We start from the raw sequence: 15,187 nt of genomic DNA on the forward strand, positions 1-15,187 counted from the left end.
CCTATCGGCGCTTGATGTCGAAGCTCTTCGAGTCGGGCGTGAGTTCCTTGAGGAGTGCCTTCATCTTCTCCTCGTCGATTTTGCCCTGGATGCGGCCGCTCTGGGCGAGCGCGATGACCTGCTGTTCGACCTGTTCGCCGATCTGTGGCTTCGACATCTTCACCGTGTTGAGCCGTTTGCGTGCGCCGTCAGTCAGATTCTTGCGTAGGATTGCCTTCTTCTGTGCCTCCTGCTGTTGGCGTTTCTGTTCGATTGCCTCCTCGTCGGGTTCGCCGGCCTGCTCTTTGAGCTGTTTGCGCTTCTGTTCTCGAATCTGTTCGAGTTCGTCGTCGCTGGGTTCGCCGCTCATGTTCTCGTATTTGTGTGTGGCTCAGAAAACCATTACGAACCACCGAACCGACACGAGCCAAAGAACCAAATCCACGGGGACTCTAGCCATCTACCATGAGCGAACGTCAGCGCCAACAGACCGACGATGTCGACGATGTCGACCTGTCGGTAGACGTTGGCACAGGTCTCGACGACTCTTCAGGCGGATTCGACGAACCAGTGGAACCGCCAGCCGAGAGCGACACCTCCCGCGGGACCATCGGGTCGTTCTACGACCGGACGCTCGGGTCAGTGTTGTCGAGCCGCGGGCTTGTTGTCGCACTCGTGGTGACGCTCGTGTTCACCGTCCTCTCCGGCTTGATTCCGTTTCTCGGATTGTTGGGCAACATCCTCGGTATCGGTGTCGCCGGCTTCGTCTACGGCGCTATCGCATCCGAAAGTCGGTATGTCGAGCTCCTCGTGGCGGGCGGTGTGGTCGGGGGCGGCTCTGCACTGCTCGGGAATCTGCTCGTCATCACGTTCGGCTCGATGACCGGACTTCTGGGTGCAGGACTGGCTGGTGGCGCAATCGCGGCCGTTGTCGGACACTACTTCGGCCGGGATTTCCGAGACGGTCTCACACGCGAAGTCTAACCGTAACTCAGTGGAGTTCGATTTGTCCCACGTCTGGGAGAGGCCCTCCATCTTTTCTCAGACAATAGCCGCTGATCAGGCGTCGAGATACCACTCGTGGCCGTCTCTATCGACGACTCCCGCTGTCGCAAGCTCCTCGAGAACCTCCTCGATGACAGGAACGGGAGCGTCGAGTTCGCGCCCGAGATGCTGGGCTTCCTTGCTCTCGTTTGCCAGCGATAGCAACAGCTCCGAAATCAGGCGCGGGTCGCCGTTCCCGATTGCACTTCCAAGAGCGTCACGAAGCTCTGTTATCCGGCCCTGGGTCCAGCGCTGGGCCAGCGAGAGTTCGCGCTCGAGTTGTTTCAGGTCGTGCAGCCGTTCCGTGAGTTCGATAATGTCGTTGCTCGTCCCCTCGATGTTGCTCTCTGATTGCGTGTCGGCTGCCGGCTCGTCGGGGTCCCGTAACTCTCCGGTCGACTTGCCCCCGTCGGCCGGTCGACTGCTTGCTGTCTCGCCTTCACCGCCTGCATCCGGGGGTTGGGTCGTCCCGTGGCTGGCACGCTCGCCCTGTTTTGCTCCGTTCGCTGTCGGCGTCTGGTCCGTCTCGTCGATATCGATACTCAGGCGACGACAGGTGGTGAGGTCGAGCCGAGAACTGGCCGGGTAGGCGCTTTTCGTGCCGAACTCGTAGGGCGAAACCGTCACTTCCAGCCGGATATGTCGATTGATAGAGAAGTACTTACGCCGTCTGTCGTCGGTTCGACTGTTGACCAGTCCCGCCTCTTCGAGCTTGCGGAGGTGATCGATGACTGCTTTCGGACTCACGCCGAGGAATTCGCTGATTTCGGTCACGTAGCAGGGCTTTCGTGCCAGTAGCTGCAGAATACGACGCCGGTTCTCGTTTCCCAACAGGTCCAGAAACTCCGCAGAGTCCATTTTTGTAGGGTACGCCACTTGCAGTTAAAAAAGCATGGCTGTTTCGTCGCTCTGCGTTGTGTTAGGCAACTGCAAGCAGGACATTCGAGAGATGTTCGACGGCCGCTTCCCAGAGGCTGTTGTACCCGTAGACGGCTTCCGGTCCGGTCACCATACCGAGAATCGTATCCAGGCCGAAGAAGGTAAACAGCGTTGCGCCAAACAGGTGTGCCTTCCGGAGGTCAAACGTGGCCGAAAACCGATGGAAGAAATACGCGTTCACCAGACTCACGGGGATGATGACTATCATCTCGCCGACCCAGATGGCGGGCGTCGCCCCAAACTGGGCGGCCAGGCTAATAGTGACTAGCTGTGTCTTATCGCCGAACTCTCCGGCAGCCATCATCGCGAAGATAGTGAGGAAGACGCCGACCTGCCCGCCAACAGTGTACCCGAAGAACTCGAAGTCGGTCTCGATGTCGCGTATCTGTGTCTCCGAGACCTCACGCTCTGTCACCGAATTCTCTGGCATCGACCGGATGAGTAACACCGCAAACAGGAGGAACAGGGCCGCGGTCAGGCCGTCGAGGACGAACCCGGGAAGCAGCCGCTGAATTGTCTCCCCGAAGAGTATTTCGAGCGCCGTCCAACCGGCAAATGCCGTTCCGGCCGCAGCGACCACGAGAGAGGGAGCAAACCGCGTCGAAAGGCCCGCGATAATCAGTTGTACCTTCTCTCCCGGCAGGACCGTCAACTGTGCGATTGCGGCGACGACGACGATATCGAGAAACGATGTCATGTCTGTACGCTCCCGTCTCGAACGGGTATACCGCCGGCCAGTCCTGCGTCACTCAGCATTGTCCGAATCACGTCACACCGGACGCATATTAGACGTATCTAAATGAGTCTTTTGAAACTCCGCATATTGGACAGCCGCTGTCGGTCGGTTCAGACTGGATTGATTCTTCTTCGGTATAAGGATTGGCCAAACTACTTATATACGATACTATGCAATGTGTGTTCGTATCGCATGTTCGAGCAGTTCTCACGCGGCTACTACTTGGGCCGCCTGTACGTCGAACCGAGCAACGACGACACCGTGAAAATGTGTCGAGAGCAACACGAGTCTGTGAACGAACAGCTCTACGGCGACGACGGGATTACTCGACTCGACAATCCCCTCGTAATGAAGCTCGGCTCGACACACTTCACGGTCCGTGGCGGCGACGAGGTGCCGGTGGACACGCTCGTGGTGCCCGAGGAGTTGCTCGACGAGCGCGCCGTTCAAAACCCACCGAAGTGGAGTGAGGTGTTGTTGGCAAAAGCCGACACCGCCGCGCGGTTGCTCGGTATGGCGAGCCACCAGCCAACGCCCGAGTTCGACGGCGTGACCTACCAGTAGCGTCCCTCGTAGCGGGGGCTTTTTACCCTCGGGCGTCTCGTTCTCTGTTGATGCTCGACGACCTGCTGGGCCGGACTGAGCTCAAAGAGCGTATCGCCGAACTCGAAGACGAGCGCGACCGGCTCAAAGAGCAACTGTCGGCCGAGCAGCGGCGGCGCACAGAGGCAACCACGGCCAAGCAGAACGCAGAGCAACGACTCAACACGCTCGAAGACAAGATTGCACAGCTCGAAGACCAGGTCGAGCGCCTCCGGGACAACGAAACCACACTCTCGCCGCGTCGCGAGACGACGCTCTCGGGGGAGCGTCTCGACGAGATACTCGACAGGCTGTCCAAAGTCGAGACGGGAGCCGAGGGCGCACTCACTGCGTTTGTCGAAGACGGCCACGACCTGCCAGTGGAGGTACGGCAGGCCCTGGGAGACCGTGCGGCACTTGTCTCCAGAGCGGCCCCCTGTCTGGTCGCCACCGACGACGCAGGGCTGGTGAACGTCTGTCTGCGTCCGCCGGTGTCACCAGCGCCCTTCGCAGAATGGGGCCAGACGTTCCGTCTCGACCGCGAGTGGCTCTGCCCGCAAGGGCGATACACGCTTGCGCTCGTGCGCTCGGACCTGTTTGCGATGGGGACCTACGACGGCGACCAGCGGACCGCATTCCACGGATTCGACAGCGCCCTCAAAAGCCAACACTCGAAGGGAGGCTTCTCACAGTCACGCTTCGAGCGACTGCGCGACGAGCAGATAGACGACCACATCGACCGTTGTTGTGCCGCTATCGACGAGCGAGGGACCGACCGGCTGGTCGTCGTCGGTGAGCAGTCAATACTCGGGAACTTCGAAGAGAAAGCAGACGAGACAGCAACTGTCGACGCGACGGGTGACCCCGAGGATGCGCTCGAATCCGCCTGGTCGGATTTCTGGACTGTCCGGCTGTGGACTCTCTGAACCGCTACTCTGTCTGCGGGGCGACCGGCGCCCGCATATCGTCGATTGTCAACACGAGCGCGTTGTCGGTCTCGTCTTTGCCGTCGATCTTCCCGACGATTTCGAGCCGTGACAGCGGCGTCGGTCCGACAGTCACGGTATCGCCCTCGGAGAACGCCGAGAGCGACCCCTGAAGCGAGATATTTGCCCGGCACTTCTCGGGGTGGTGGACGCTTGTGAGGTCAATCTGGTCGACGTTCGCCGTCTCGACGTTCTCACCGTTGTGTGCTAGTGGCACGTCGGCGGCCTGGTCGAGGTCCTGTATTTCGAGCGCGTCGTAGGCCTTTGCCGTCGGCTTGTAGCCGCCTTTCGGACCCGGGACGCCTTCGACGAGTTGGAGCGCCTTGAGACTCTGCATCTGGTTGCGTACTGTGCCGGGGTTCCGGTCGACTTCGCCGGCAATCTCCTCGCCTTTGACGGCCGTTTCGGCCGTCTTGTAGAGATTGACCAGTTCCTGTAAGATTGTCTGCTGACTCGGGGTCAACTCGATAGATGACATGGTTCAGGATTCGACGTTGCCGGTATTAAAGTCGGCGGTCTGTTTAAAAAGACGAGGAGAGGTGTGGCGGCTGTGAATCCTGTATGCTTTTCTCCTGGCTCGGCAACCACTGGGTATGGAACGGACAGTCGAGACACTCGGTGTTCCGATGGACCTTGGTGCCGACCGACGAGGCGTCGACATGGGTCCGTCGGCGATTCGGTACGGTGGGTTAAACGCAGAGTTCGAGACAATCGAGCGGTCGATTGTCGACGGCGGCGACCTCTCGGTCCCACACCCCGAGGAAGGTGAGGCCGAAGCCGGCACACAACTCGGTGGCAAAGCGAAATACGCCGAAGAGACCCAGACCGTCTGTGAACGCGTCGCAAAGCGCGTGTCGTCGGTTCGGGACGAGGGTCGGTTTCCGCTCGTCCTCGGCGGCGACCACTCCATCGCTATCGGCGGAGTGAACGGCGTCACCGACGGCGAATCGACGGGCGTCATCTGGTTCGACGCTCACGGCGACCTGAACACGCCACAGACTACTCCGAGTGGCAACATCCACGGGATGCCACTGGCCGCAATTCTCGGACGCGGCGTGTTTGCAGACAAGCCCTGGGCACACTGTCCCGAGGTTGACGAGAAGAACGTGGCGATGGTCGGCCTCCGGAGTCTCGACGACGGAGAGACATCCTACATCCGCGACAGCGACATTCACGCCTATCCAATGTCCGAAATCGACCAGCGCGGCATCACGGCTGTGACAGAGGAGGCAATCGACGCGGCGACGACCGGCACCGACCATCTCTATGTCAGTCTTGATATGGACTTTCTGGACCCCGACGAAGCCCCGGGAGTGGGAACACCCGTTCGTGGCGGTGTCACCTACCGAGAGTCTCACGCTGCCCTGGAGATGGTTCAGGACAAAGCTGGCGACTCGCTCTGTGGGATGGACGTAGTCGAAGTGAATCCGATTCTCGACCGGGAAAACCGAACCGCGGAACTCGCCTGTGAACTCGCTGCGAGCGCACTCGGCAAGCGGATTCTCTGAGACGCGTCGGCGGCATTGCGAGACAGCGTATCGTCTCCCAACCACCGAACCAATGTTCCGCCAGCACCCGACGACGCGAGAGCCACGCCGGTTGTCTGTCTCCGATGGCTGCTGATACAGCCACCGTCGGTAGGTTTAGACGGCAGGAGAGCATCGCCCATACCATGAGTGACCCGCATCCGACACGCTGGGAGTACAAGACGTGTCGGCCGGAACGTGACGAGATTAAAAAGGAGGCCGAAGACCCAGAGGCGCTATTGAACGAGTACAGCAGCGACGGCTGGGAGTTTGTAGACACCATCGATTACGTTGGTGGCGGGACCAAATACCTCGTCTTCCGACGGCCAGTAACGGCGGGTGAAAACCCGTGAGCGATGAGGTAGATGCGAGTCCGTCCGACACGATGGATAATCGAATTGGCATCACTCGCCTCAGATATGCTGTCCTGTTTCAAGTCCATCGCGTTGCCCTCGCCGCAGGGATGGCCGTTGGAATCTTTGTGTCGTTCGTGGCTGTCGTCACCCACTTCGATTCGCTGTTCTTGGGGCAACTCACGTCCGGTGACATGATCGACTCGATATTTACGACGATGATTAGCGTCGTTTTGACCGGCACGACGCTCGTCGTCTCAATCGGCCAGCTCGTGTTGACCCAGGAGACAGGGCCCCTCGGAGACCAGCGCGAGCGCATGAGTAACGCGATGGACTTCCGAGGCTTCACTGCGGAACTCACCGGCCAACCGAGCCCTACCAACCCCGGTCAATTTCTCGCGGCCCTGATTGACGCCGTAGTAGTCCGGAGCAATCAGCTCCGCGAAGAACTCGACACCGCTCACTCGACCGAGCTTCACGACGAAGTCGACGTGTTCGTCGGCGATGTCATCGAAAACGCACAGACAGTGAGCAGTCGGCTCAAACGAACTGAATTTAGCACTTTCGGTGTGCTCTCTGCTGCACTGGATTTCAATTACGGGTGGAAAATCGCCAGGATTGAGCGATTCCAGAGCGAGTACGCCGAGGAACTCAGTGACGAAGATGTCGAACGTCTGGACGACATTAAAACCGCCCTGTCGATGTTCGGTCCGGCGCGAGAACACGTCAAAACGCTGTACTTTCAGTGGGAGCTTATCGACCTCTCGAAGATGATTCTCTACGCGGCACTTCCCGCAATCCTCGTTGCGAGTCTCATGATTGCTGTCGTCGAGCCAGCAACATTCCCCGGGACGCTGTTTGGTGTCGAGCACATTACGCTAGTCGTGGCAGGGGCACTTACTGTCACTCTTATTCCCTTTCTTCTGTTCGTATCGTACCTTCTCCGTATCCTGACGGTCGCAAAGCGTACACTCGCGATCGAGCCGCTTATTCTTCGGAAGTGAGGCCTGCGTTCCCGGGCGGGTAATCCGACAACAGAAGAAATCAGCGCTGTGTCGGTAACTGCGGTCGGTCGTCAGAAGCCGAGCACTGCGCCCAAGATGAGTCCGACGACGATGAGCACGCCAAGAGCCACGAACACGGCGTTTTCGAGGTCTATATCGCCCGGTTCGAGCGGCTGGCGCGTCTCCAGGGTACCCGCGATGTTACCGTCACCGTCACCCGAGGCGTCGGTCGCCGTCTCGCTGACCTCCCCGTCATCGAGGTCGTCGAGCGAGAACCGCCACTCGTCGTCTTCGTCGTCCTGTGTAGCCATATGTCGCCGTATGGTGTCAAGTGCTAAAAGCCGTCCGCACTCAGCGCACGCGCGTTCCGAGCGGGGCGTCTTCGTGGGTCGTCAGGAGGTCTGCCTCCTCGCCGGCCGCCAGTACCATCCCGTTCGACTCGACCCCGAATAGCTCCGCTTTCTCCATGTTCGCCAGCAAGACGACGCGCGTCTCTGGCAGGTCGTCGGCGTCGTGTAACTGTTTGATGCCGGCGACGACCTGACGCGTCTCGACCCCGATGTCGACTTCGAGTCTGACGAGGTCGTCGGAGTCCTCGATTGGGTCGGCAGTGACGATTTCGCCGACTCGCATGTCGATGTCCTGGAACTGTTCGAATCCGATACGCTCGTCCTCGATTGGGTCGATGTCTGTCATGGTTGCTGTTTCGCTGTCGTCTTGGTCGTCAGTTTCCTCTTGGGCCGTCTCGACGCGCTCGCGGAGCTGTTCGTTGAGGTCCTCGATTGTCTCGTCTTCGACCTGTGTGAACAGCTCAGTCGGCTCGTCGAAGTCGGCCGCTGGCGGTTCGAGCGCCGCCGACAGCTCTGCGTCGGCCACGTCGCCGTCCTCGCCGAGTTGCGCCCAGAGGTCGGCCGCCTTGCCGGGCATCACCGGCTGCATGAAGACGGCACAGGCTTTCGCAAGCTGGACGCAGTCCCTGATAACGACCGCCGCCGCCTCGGGGTCGTCGCCGATGAGATTCCAGGGCTCGTTGCGCTGGATGTACTCGTTGCCGAAGTCCGCGAGGTCGAGCGCCACCTCGCCGACCGTGCGAACGTCGTACTCTCGGACGGCCTGCTCGAAGGTCTCGGTGGCCTGCTCGATGCGCTCGCGGACCTCCTCGCTGGGGTCGGCATCGGGCGTGCCGTCGTAGTTGCGCTCGGCAAAGAGCAGCGCACGATAACAGAAGTTCCCGAGGTTGCCGACGAGTTCGCCGTTGACACGCTCGGCAAAGCGGTCCCACGAGAAGTCGATATCTGATTCGACCCCTGACCCAGTGGTGAGATAGTACCGCAACAGGTCCGGGTCGAAACCGGCGTCGAGGTACTCCGTGGCCCAGACCGCCCGGTTGCGCGAGGTCGAGAGCGACTTGCCGTCGATACCGACGAAGCCGGTCGCGATGACTGCACGAGGTTCGTTGAAGCCCGCGCCTCGGAGCATCGCCGGCCAGTAGACGCAGTGGTGTTGAATGATGTCGGTCCCGATGACGTGGATGATTTCGCCGTTGTCCTGGCTCCAGTCGTCGGTCCACGACGTATCGGGACGAGTCTGGCCGTCGAGTTTCCAGGCGGCCTCCCAGTCGAACTCGTCTGTTCCGACCTGCTCTGAGTACTGTTTCGTCGAGGCGACGTACTCGATTGGCGCGTCAACCCAGACGTAGAGGACGAGGTCCTCGCGGTCCTCGCCCGGGTAGTCGACACCCCAGTCCATGTCGCGGGTGATACAGAGGTCCTGTAACTCGCCTTCAATCCACTCCCGTGGCTGATTGCGGGCCTTCTCGGTCCCCTCCAGGCGGTCGATGAACTCTTGGAGGTACTCCTGGAAGTCCGAAAGCCGCAGAAACTTGTGTGGCTGTTTGCGGTACTCGGCAGGGTTGCCCGTCGTCACACTCACCGGGTCCTCGATTTCGCCCGGTTCGAGGTGGCGCTGACAGCCCTCGTCACACTCGTCGCCCCGGGCCTTCTCGCCACAGTACGGACAGGTCCCTTCGACGTACCGGTCGGGCAGTGGGTCGTCGGTCTCGGTATCGAAGGCCACTTCGATTTCCTTCTCGACGACGTGGTCCTGCTCAATCCAGGTTTCGACGAACTCCTGGGTGAGTTCGGTGTTGGTCTCGTCGTGGGTATGGCCGTAGTTGTCGAACTCGACGTTGAACGACGGGAACCGCTGTTCGTACTGTTCGTGGTGGTCCATCGCCAGCGCTTCCGGTTCCCGGTCCTGTTTTGCCGCGTTGACCGCGACGGGTGTGCCGTGCATGTCAGAGCCACAGACGAACGCTGTCTGTTGGCCGAGACGCCGGAGTCCACGGGCGTACGTATCCCCCGTAATGTAGCCAAGCAGGTGGCCGACGTGGAGGTCGCCGTTCGCGTAGGGCAACCCTACCGTCACCACCGCTGGCTGGTCCGTGGGAAAGTCCTCCTGACTCATACCACAATGTGGGGTAGCCGCCGTAAAAAGCCAGCCGGTTCGAAGAAGGGGCAACAAGAGCCGCAAAAAATGTGTGGCAATGCTTTTTCGTCTTGGTCACGTTCGATAACCACGGATGGACGACCCATTGACGAAGCGACGACGACTCATTCAGACGGCCGGTGCCGGCGGCGCAGCCCTCCTCGCCGGCTGTTCTGGGATACTCGACTCACAGGACGGCAGCGACAGCGAAGACGGTACCGATGGCGACGACGGCAGCGACGGCGACAGCGGTATCGAGTCCGGTGACGGCGACACTCGTGAGGTCGGCATGGTCGCAGAGCCAGACCAGCAGGCGCTGTCAGCCCTCCAACAGGAGCTCCAGTCAGGCAACCTCACCCAGCAGGAGGCCGTACAGCAACAACAGGAGATTATCGCGAAGTCTATCGAAGACCTGAAGACCGTTCTGTCGGCCGAAACGAGCATCGAAGTGACCGAAGAACTCCCACAGCTTGGTGCCCTCCGCGTCGACGGTGACCCGTACGAACTCGTTGACGCCATGACCGCAGACCGCGTGTCTGCGCTCGTCCCGGCCGGTTCACTCGACGTACAGCAGCCGACCGGATAACCGCCCTTCTTACCGGTAGCCGGCCCAGCGACTCCAGAGAACGAGTAGGCTCGGCAACGCGAGAACACTCGCTAGGAACGCAGCGACTAGCGTAAGTGCAATCAGTAGCCCGAACTGCTGTATAACAGGCAGAATGGCGAACGCGAGTACGCCGAATCCGCCTGCCGTGGTTGCGGCACTGCCAAGCAGTGCACCCCCAGTCCCGACGACACTCTCTTCGAGCGCGCGCTCCACGTCACCGTCGCTGTCGAGTTCGTGACCGAACCGTTCGCTCATGTGGATGGCGTAGTCGACGCCGAGTCCGATAGCGATACTCCCGATAAGCGCAGTGGCGAAACTGAATGGAAGGTCGACCACGTACATGGCACCGAGAATCCACGTGAGCCCGAAGAGGACGGGCGCAAGCGTCAGCGCACCGAGACTTCCCAACGACCGTCCATACCGGAACGTAACCACGAGGACAGCGAAGACGGTCACGAGCGTGACCGCCAGCCCCTCGACAGTCGTCGTCGCCAGTTGCCGCTGGACGAGTTCGTTGGTGATTGCGTCGCCGGTCACTGTGACTGCACTCCCGTTTCTCTCTGTCAGGTCTCCGACTGCACGCATCTGTTCGGCGACGACTGAGGGGTCTTCTGCACCGTCGACGACGACTGTGACCTGTGCGCCCTCGTAGCCGCCCTCACTCCTGTCCAGCAACTGGTCGGCACGGTCGGGCGACGCCTCGTAGAAACTATCGAGGACAGTTTCGAGATGACGGTCGGGGACGCCGTCGTCGTCCGTATCCGATGCAGCAAGCGTCGACTGGAACCGCTCGTTACTCGCTGCGAGGGTCTGCATCGCTCCCACGGGACCGGTGACGGCTGGCTCACCAGTCGGCCCGTCGACTGTCACCGGACGGGTCGCAGCATCCTGTTCCGCCGCTGCGAGGCGTTCCAGTGTCGCCGGCGTCACGGCCGTCTCGCTGACAATATGGACACGCTGGCCCGGTGACTGGAAGGAGCTGTAGAGGATGTCACGCGTCTCTCTGAGTTCGTAGTCGCCGGGTGCCAGCGACTCCGGCAGTTCCTGTGTCCAGTCTGGCGCATCCTCTGCGATGTAGTCGTCGGTCGAGAAGCTCGTATCGAGCTGTGTCGCACCGGCGGCACCCAGAGAACTGACGAGCAAGACGATGGCCAAGATTGCGACAGGCCGCCGATAGCTGACCCGGGCGAGCCGCCGCAAGCCAGCGCCCATTGTCCCGGTGGTTCCGACAGCTCTGTGCCGGCGCTCGTGGCCTCTCGTGACCAGCCACTCTTCGAGTACGACCTTGCAAGCGGGGACGAGCGACCCGAAGACGACGAGTGCTCCGACGATGCCAGCGGCCGTCGCCACTCCGAAGTCGGTGAGTGTCGGAACGCCGCTCACCCGAGTCGAGAGGAATCCGAGCATCGCCGTCACGGTGACAAGGGCAAGCGCCGGCCCCAGTCCGACGAGTGTCTCGTGCATGGCTTCGGCCACCGACGCGCCTCGCTGTTCGGTGACGCCGTTCCCCGCCCGGTTCTCCCGGTAGCGCATCACGACGTGAATGGAGTAGTCGATAGAGAGGCCGATGAGCAGTATCGGCACCGCTATCATCATGAGGTTGAAGTTGATTCCGAGCCACCCCATGACGCCGAAGGTCCACACCAAAACGAGCAGGATGCCGACGAGTCCGAGCACGACATCTATCAGGTCCCGGTACGCCAGCGCGAGCGTCCCGACGACGAACAGGAGCGCGAGCGGCCCGACGAGGCGCAGACTGTCACTAATTGAGGCCTGCTCCTCGACCAGTAAGAGCCCGTAGCCAGAGAGGCGATACTCGTCACGCGAGGTGTCCTCAGCGAGTTCGTCTGCCGCGACCTGTCCTTCTCTGACTGCCTCCGATAGCTCCGGAACCGACACCACCAGGCCGTCGGTCCGGTATGTCACGATGGTGATTCGGCCATCGGCGTCGGGCGACCCCGGCTCGTAGTCCTGTGGGAGCAAGCTGAGTGCGGCCTCGGTCAGGGCACTCTCACTCGTCGGGTCGAGGAGGTCCGTAACTGCTGCCTGTACCTCGGCGTCAGTCATCGATTCGAGCTGTGTCACCTGGGCTGAAAGCGGCGGCAACGCATCGCGTGTCAGCGGCCCCGTGGTGTCGCCGCGTTCCGACTGAATAGCCCCGGTCGCGACGAGATTCTCGATGCCGAACATCGCACCGCTGTCCAGCAGCGTGGCGTTTACCGTCTCGTTTTGCCGCAGCGTCTGCTGGTACCGGAGCGATTCGAGCAACGACGCTCTGTCGAGAACACTCCCCGACTCGTTGCGGACCATCACGACCAGTTCTGTGGTGTTTCCCTCGTGGGGTGTAAACTCCGACTGGACGTACTCCTGTGCGGTGACTTCCGGTGGGTCCTCAGAGAACAGTTCCATCTCCGGGGACTTCTCGATGTTCGCCGCGCCTGTCCCGACGAGGGCAATCAGGACGACCAGAACGGCGATAACTGTCTTTGGCCGACCGGTAACCGTACCGACCAGAGTATCGAGTCGACTCACGGCTGACACACCTCTGTTCTCGCGGTTCGTCTGGTAAACACACCGAGCGACAATCTGCAAGTAGTCATCACCTATACTGTGACGGTCGACAGCAATCGGACTGACGTGCCACATGTGAGTAGGGTTCATATACCGGTGCCCGTTGTTCACACCCGTCACCAGACCGTTCGAACACCGTATCACGCGGCGAGACGGCAGACCGATAGCGTGGCCGAGACAACGCAGAAGGTCAGGGGACGTACTTCTCGAATACTTTTGACTCGATGGAGCGAACGTGTTGACCGACGGTGCCGACAGAGATATCAAGCTCGGTCGCTATCTCGTCGAGTGTGGTCTCGCGGGGGTTCTCGTAGTACCCCAGGCGGAGTGCAGTTTCGAGCACTTCGCGTTGTCGGTCGGTCAGGTCGCCGAACACGCCCCGTGATTCAGGCGAGTACGGCCCCATCGAGACGAGTTCGATATCGGTCTCACCGACGCCAATCATCTCCGACATTTCGAGGAGTGACTCCTCAGTGCCGATAACAGTCACTTTTCTGGCGCTGTCTTCGGTGTACTCGATTGGCATATCGATGATGAAATCGCCTGCTTCCCGGTGTTCGAGCATCTCGCGTGTCTGTTCTGAGGCCTCGAAGTGACTGTAGACGTAGCCAGACTCGTCCCCCGAGACAGTGAACCCCTCGACGACGGGCGAGTCCTGCATGATTTCGCGGTACCTGTCGAGGTCCCCCTCTATCTCGCCCAGCAGAGCTATCGTATCGTCGTCGACGAGTTTGATGGAGTGAATCGCTTTGCGCTGAATCGAGGGTTCGCGGTCGAGTTCGTGGGCTATTGGATGGAACGCGCGTTCGTTCTGGTCGAGGATGACAGTCGCATAGCGCATCGACACCTGTAGTTGTAGAATCAGCTATATAAGAGTACTCGACCGAGACGTCTCCCGGTCCATTTTTCAGGGGACTCCGCCTACCCTCGCCCGATGACAGATTCGGTCGAAGCCGTGGTTTTCGATATCGACGGCACAATCTGTGAGTACGAGCGGACGACTGCAGACCTGCTCCCGCTCGCCTTCGAGCGCGCCGGCGTCGACCCATTTTTCTCGACCTCGGAATACGTCTCGCGGTACGAGACGTTTCTGGACAGCAGTGACGGGGTCGACGACCACCGCGAACGCTGTTTCGTCGATATCGCACGCGAGAAAGGTCGCGACCCGGACCTGGCTCGCGAGGTGGCCGCCGCCTACGCCGCCGAGCGTGACCACTCGCGCGTGCGGTTTCTCGACGGCGCACAGGAGCTACTCGAAACGCTTGCGGGGACGTACCCTCTCGCGGCAGTCACCAACGGCGACCCGGAGATGCAGTCCCAGAAACTCGCGTCCCTCGGTGTCGACTGTTTCGAGACGGTCGTTCACGCGGGCTACGACGCGCCTGCCAAGCCCAGTCCAGAACCCTTCGAGCTGGCACTGTCGGCAATCGAAACGCCACCGGAGCGAGCGATGTACGTCGGCAACAGTCTGCAGGCAGACATCGCTGGGGCTCGTAACGTCGGGATGCACGCGGCCTGGATAGCCAACGGTGAGACGAACGACCCCGAGCCGGTGCCGGACTACGAACTCGACTCCCCCGGAGCGCTGCTCGACGCGCTGGCGTGAACCGTCATTCGAGAGAAATTGTCTGCTGGTGGCTGTCGCGGACGAACAGGTCGGCGGTCAGCGGTCCGTCGAGGTCGAGTAACGCCCACGTCCCTGTGACCGGCCGGTCTGGGTGTTCCTTACTGACGGCGTTGACCGAGAGGTGGGGGACGCCGCGGTGTTGGACCGCCGATGTCTGGTGGATATGTCCGTTGACCGTCGCTCTCGCGTCGGGACAGAGTACGTCGAGTACTGCCTGCTGGTCGCTCAGAAAGGCTCGTGCGGGCGCGTCCCAGAACCAGTGGTTGTCTGCGATGGGTGCAGGACCGGCCGGATGATGCAGGAGGACGACAGCGCCTGGCTCTAGCGCTTTTGTGAGCCACTCGCGTTGTTCCGTACCGACGTTACCGATGACCCGATGGTCGGGCCGCTGTGTATCCAGATAGACAAATGGGGTCTCTCCTGTGTCGAGACGGCCACGGAACTCCGTCTGTCCCAGAATCTCGCCGATGTCCTCGCGCGAGAGCGAGACCGTGTCGTGGTTGCCGAGCAGATAGGTGACCGGAAGTCCGTCGAGTAAGTCGGCGACGCGGGCGACGTGGTTTCTGTCGGTGGCCGCATCGTCGCTGTCTTGAATGATGTCGCCCAGCACGAAGACGTGTGCCGGCTCTTCCTGTTCGAGCCTGACGCGAATCGTCTTCAGGGTCTCGGTCACCGCCGACCGATACTCCTCGCGCATGTGTACATCTGTGAGAATGGCGACCGTCGTCACGTCTCTCTCTCTCGGT

General features: G+C 60.9%; 17 protein-coding genes and 1 pseudogene. 8 read left to right on the plus strand and 10 right to left on the minus strand.

Translation table 11 applies throughout. The annotated features are described in order from the left end of the window. Window position 1 precedes the first annotated feature (1 nt). Window positions 2-349: a DNA-binding protein gene (locus BLR34_RS05360; RefSeq protein ID WP_092700227.1), complete on the minus strand. Its 348-nt coding sequence runs from the start codon at window positions 347-349 to the stop codon at window positions 2-4. A gap of 95 nt (window positions 350-444) precedes the next feature. On the opposite strand from BLR34_RS05360, the gene BLR34_RS05365 reads away from it, so the two are divergent. Beyond that, a complete protein-coding gene (locus BLR34_RS05365) occupies window positions 445-963 on the plus strand; it encodes a hypothetical protein (RefSeq protein WP_092700230.1) in 519 nt (172 codons plus the stop codon). 75 nt (window positions 964-1,038) lie between these two features. Here the strand turns inward: BLR34_RS05365 and BLR34_RS17735 are convergent, their stop codons facing one another. The 3 genes and pseudogenes from BLR34_RS17735 to BLR34_RS05375 all read right to left on the minus strand — a co-directional run bounded on the left by BLR34_RS17735 (window position 1,039) and on the right by BLR34_RS05375 (window position 2,659). Further along, window positions 1,039-1,569 carry a hypothetical protein gene (locus BLR34_RS17735; protein ID WP_449271822.1) on the minus strand — a complete coding sequence of 177 codons (531 nt, stop codon included), beginning with the start codon at window positions 1,567-1,569 and terminating at the stop codon, window positions 1,039-1,041. A 17-nt stretch (window positions 1,570-1,586) separates the two neighbouring features. Further along, window positions 1,587-1,881 (minus strand): annotated as a pseudogene (locus BLR34_RS17740) (ArsR/SmtB family transcription factor); the annotation flags it as partial. A 61-nt stretch (window positions 1,882-1,942) separates the two neighbouring features. After that, the gene (locus BLR34_RS05375; protein WP_092700233.1) at window positions 1,943-2,659 is read right to left on the minus strand and encodes a TMEM165/GDT1 family protein; all 717 of its coding nucleotides are present in this window, start codon (window positions 2,657-2,659) and stop codon (window positions 1,943-1,945) included. Between the two features lie 231 nt (window positions 2,660-2,890). On the opposite strand from BLR34_RS05375, the gene BLR34_RS05380 reads away from it, so the two are divergent. After that, window positions 2,891-3,262, plus strand: coding sequence for a DUF5802 family protein (locus BLR34_RS05380; RefSeq protein ID WP_092700236.1), 372 nt, complete (start codon window positions 2,891-2,893; stop codon window positions 3,260-3,262). A gap of 50 nt (window positions 3,263-3,312) precedes the next feature. Continuing rightward, complete coding sequence (locus BLR34_RS05385; RefSeq protein WP_092700239.1) at window positions 3,313-4,206, plus strand: Vms1/Ankzf1 family peptidyl-tRNA hydrolase; 894 nt, start codon at window positions 3,313-3,315, stop codon at window positions 4,204-4,206. 4 nt (window positions 4,207-4,210) lie between these two features. Here the strand turns inward: BLR34_RS05385 and BLR34_RS05390 are convergent, their stop codons facing one another. Continuing rightward, window positions 4,211-4,744 (minus strand): HTH domain-containing protein, encoded by a 534-nt coding sequence (locus tag BLR34_RS05390; RefSeq protein ID WP_092700242.1) that lies wholly within the window; start codon window positions 4,742-4,744, stop codon window positions 4,211-4,213. Between the two features lie 115 nt (window positions 4,745-4,859). Here BLR34_RS05390 and rocF point away from each other — a divergent pair, with 115 nt between their 5' ends. From rocF to BLR34_RS05405, 3 genes are all read left to right on the plus strand, one after another. Next, window positions 4,860-5,774 carry an arginase gene (rocF, locus tag BLR34_RS05395; protein WP_092700245.1) on the plus strand — a complete coding sequence of 305 codons (915 nt, stop codon included), beginning with the start codon at window positions 4,860-4,862 and terminating at the stop codon, window positions 5,772-5,774. Window positions 5,775-5,938: 164 nt separating this feature from the next. After that, window positions 5,939-6,145 (plus strand): DUF4177 domain-containing protein, encoded by a 207-nt coding sequence (locus BLR34_RS05400; RefSeq protein WP_092700248.1) that lies wholly within the window; start codon window positions 5,939-5,941, stop codon window positions 6,143-6,145. Next, entirely contained in the window at window positions 6,142-7,149 is a 1,008-nt protein-coding gene (locus BLR34_RS05405; RefSeq protein WP_092700251.1) for a DUF7972 family membrane protein, read from the plus strand. Before BLR34_RS05400 ends, BLR34_RS05405 begins: the two co-directional genes overlap by 4 nt. A gap of 71 nt (window positions 7,150-7,220) precedes the next feature. Here the strand turns inward: BLR34_RS05405 and BLR34_RS05410 are convergent, their stop codons facing one another. Both BLR34_RS05410 and metG read right to left on the minus strand, forming a co-directional pair. Next, window positions 7,221-7,460, minus strand: a complete 240-nt coding sequence (locus tag BLR34_RS05410) for a DUF7312 domain-containing protein (protein WP_092700254.1) — start codon at window positions 7,458-7,460, stop codon at window positions 7,221-7,223. 40 nt (window positions 7,461-7,500) lie between these two features. Beyond that, the gene (gene metG, locus BLR34_RS05415) at window positions 7,501-9,615 is read right to left on the minus strand and encodes a methionine--tRNA ligase (protein ID WP_092700257.1); all 2,115 of its coding nucleotides are present in this window, start codon (window positions 9,613-9,615) and stop codon (window positions 7,501-7,503) included. A 115-nt stretch (window positions 9,616-9,730) separates the two neighbouring features. Between metG and BLR34_RS05420 the strand changes: the two genes are divergently transcribed. Next, entirely contained in the window at window positions 9,731-10,222 is a 492-nt protein-coding gene (locus BLR34_RS05420) for a hypothetical protein (RefSeq protein ID WP_092700260.1), read from the plus strand. Window positions 10,223-10,231: 9 nt separating this feature from the next. Here the strand turns inward: BLR34_RS05420 and BLR34_RS05425 are convergent, their stop codons facing one another. Further along, window positions 10,232-12,775: an efflux RND transporter permease subunit gene (locus BLR34_RS05425; protein ID WP_176765242.1), complete on the minus strand. Its 2,544-nt coding sequence runs from the start codon at window positions 12,773-12,775 to the stop codon at window positions 10,232-10,234. A 229-nt stretch (window positions 12,776-13,004) separates the two neighbouring features. Further along, entirely contained in the window at window positions 13,005-13,655 is a 651-nt protein-coding gene (locus BLR34_RS05430) for a helix-turn-helix domain-containing protein (protein WP_092700266.1), read from the minus strand. A 93-nt stretch (window positions 13,656-13,748) separates the two neighbouring features. Here BLR34_RS05430 and BLR34_RS05435 point away from each other — a divergent pair, with 93 nt between their 5' ends. After that, window positions 13,749-14,420: an HAD family hydrolase gene (locus tag BLR34_RS05435; protein ID WP_092700269.1), complete on the plus strand. Its 672-nt coding sequence runs from the start codon at window positions 13,749-13,751 to the stop codon at window positions 14,418-14,420. A 4-nt stretch (window positions 14,421-14,424) separates the two neighbouring features. On the opposite strand, the gene BLR34_RS05440 is transcribed toward BLR34_RS05435, so the two are convergent. Beyond that, entirely contained in the window at window positions 14,425-15,171 is a 747-nt protein-coding gene (locus tag BLR34_RS05440; protein ID WP_092700272.1) for a metallophosphoesterase family protein, read from the minus strand. Window positions 15,172-15,187: the final 16 nt, after the last annotated feature.

Origin of the sequence: Halovenus aranensis (genome assembly GCF_900100385.1) — an archaeon.
Lineage (GTDB): Archaea > Halobacteriota > Halobacteria > Halobacteriales > Haloarculaceae > Halovenus > Halovenus aranensis.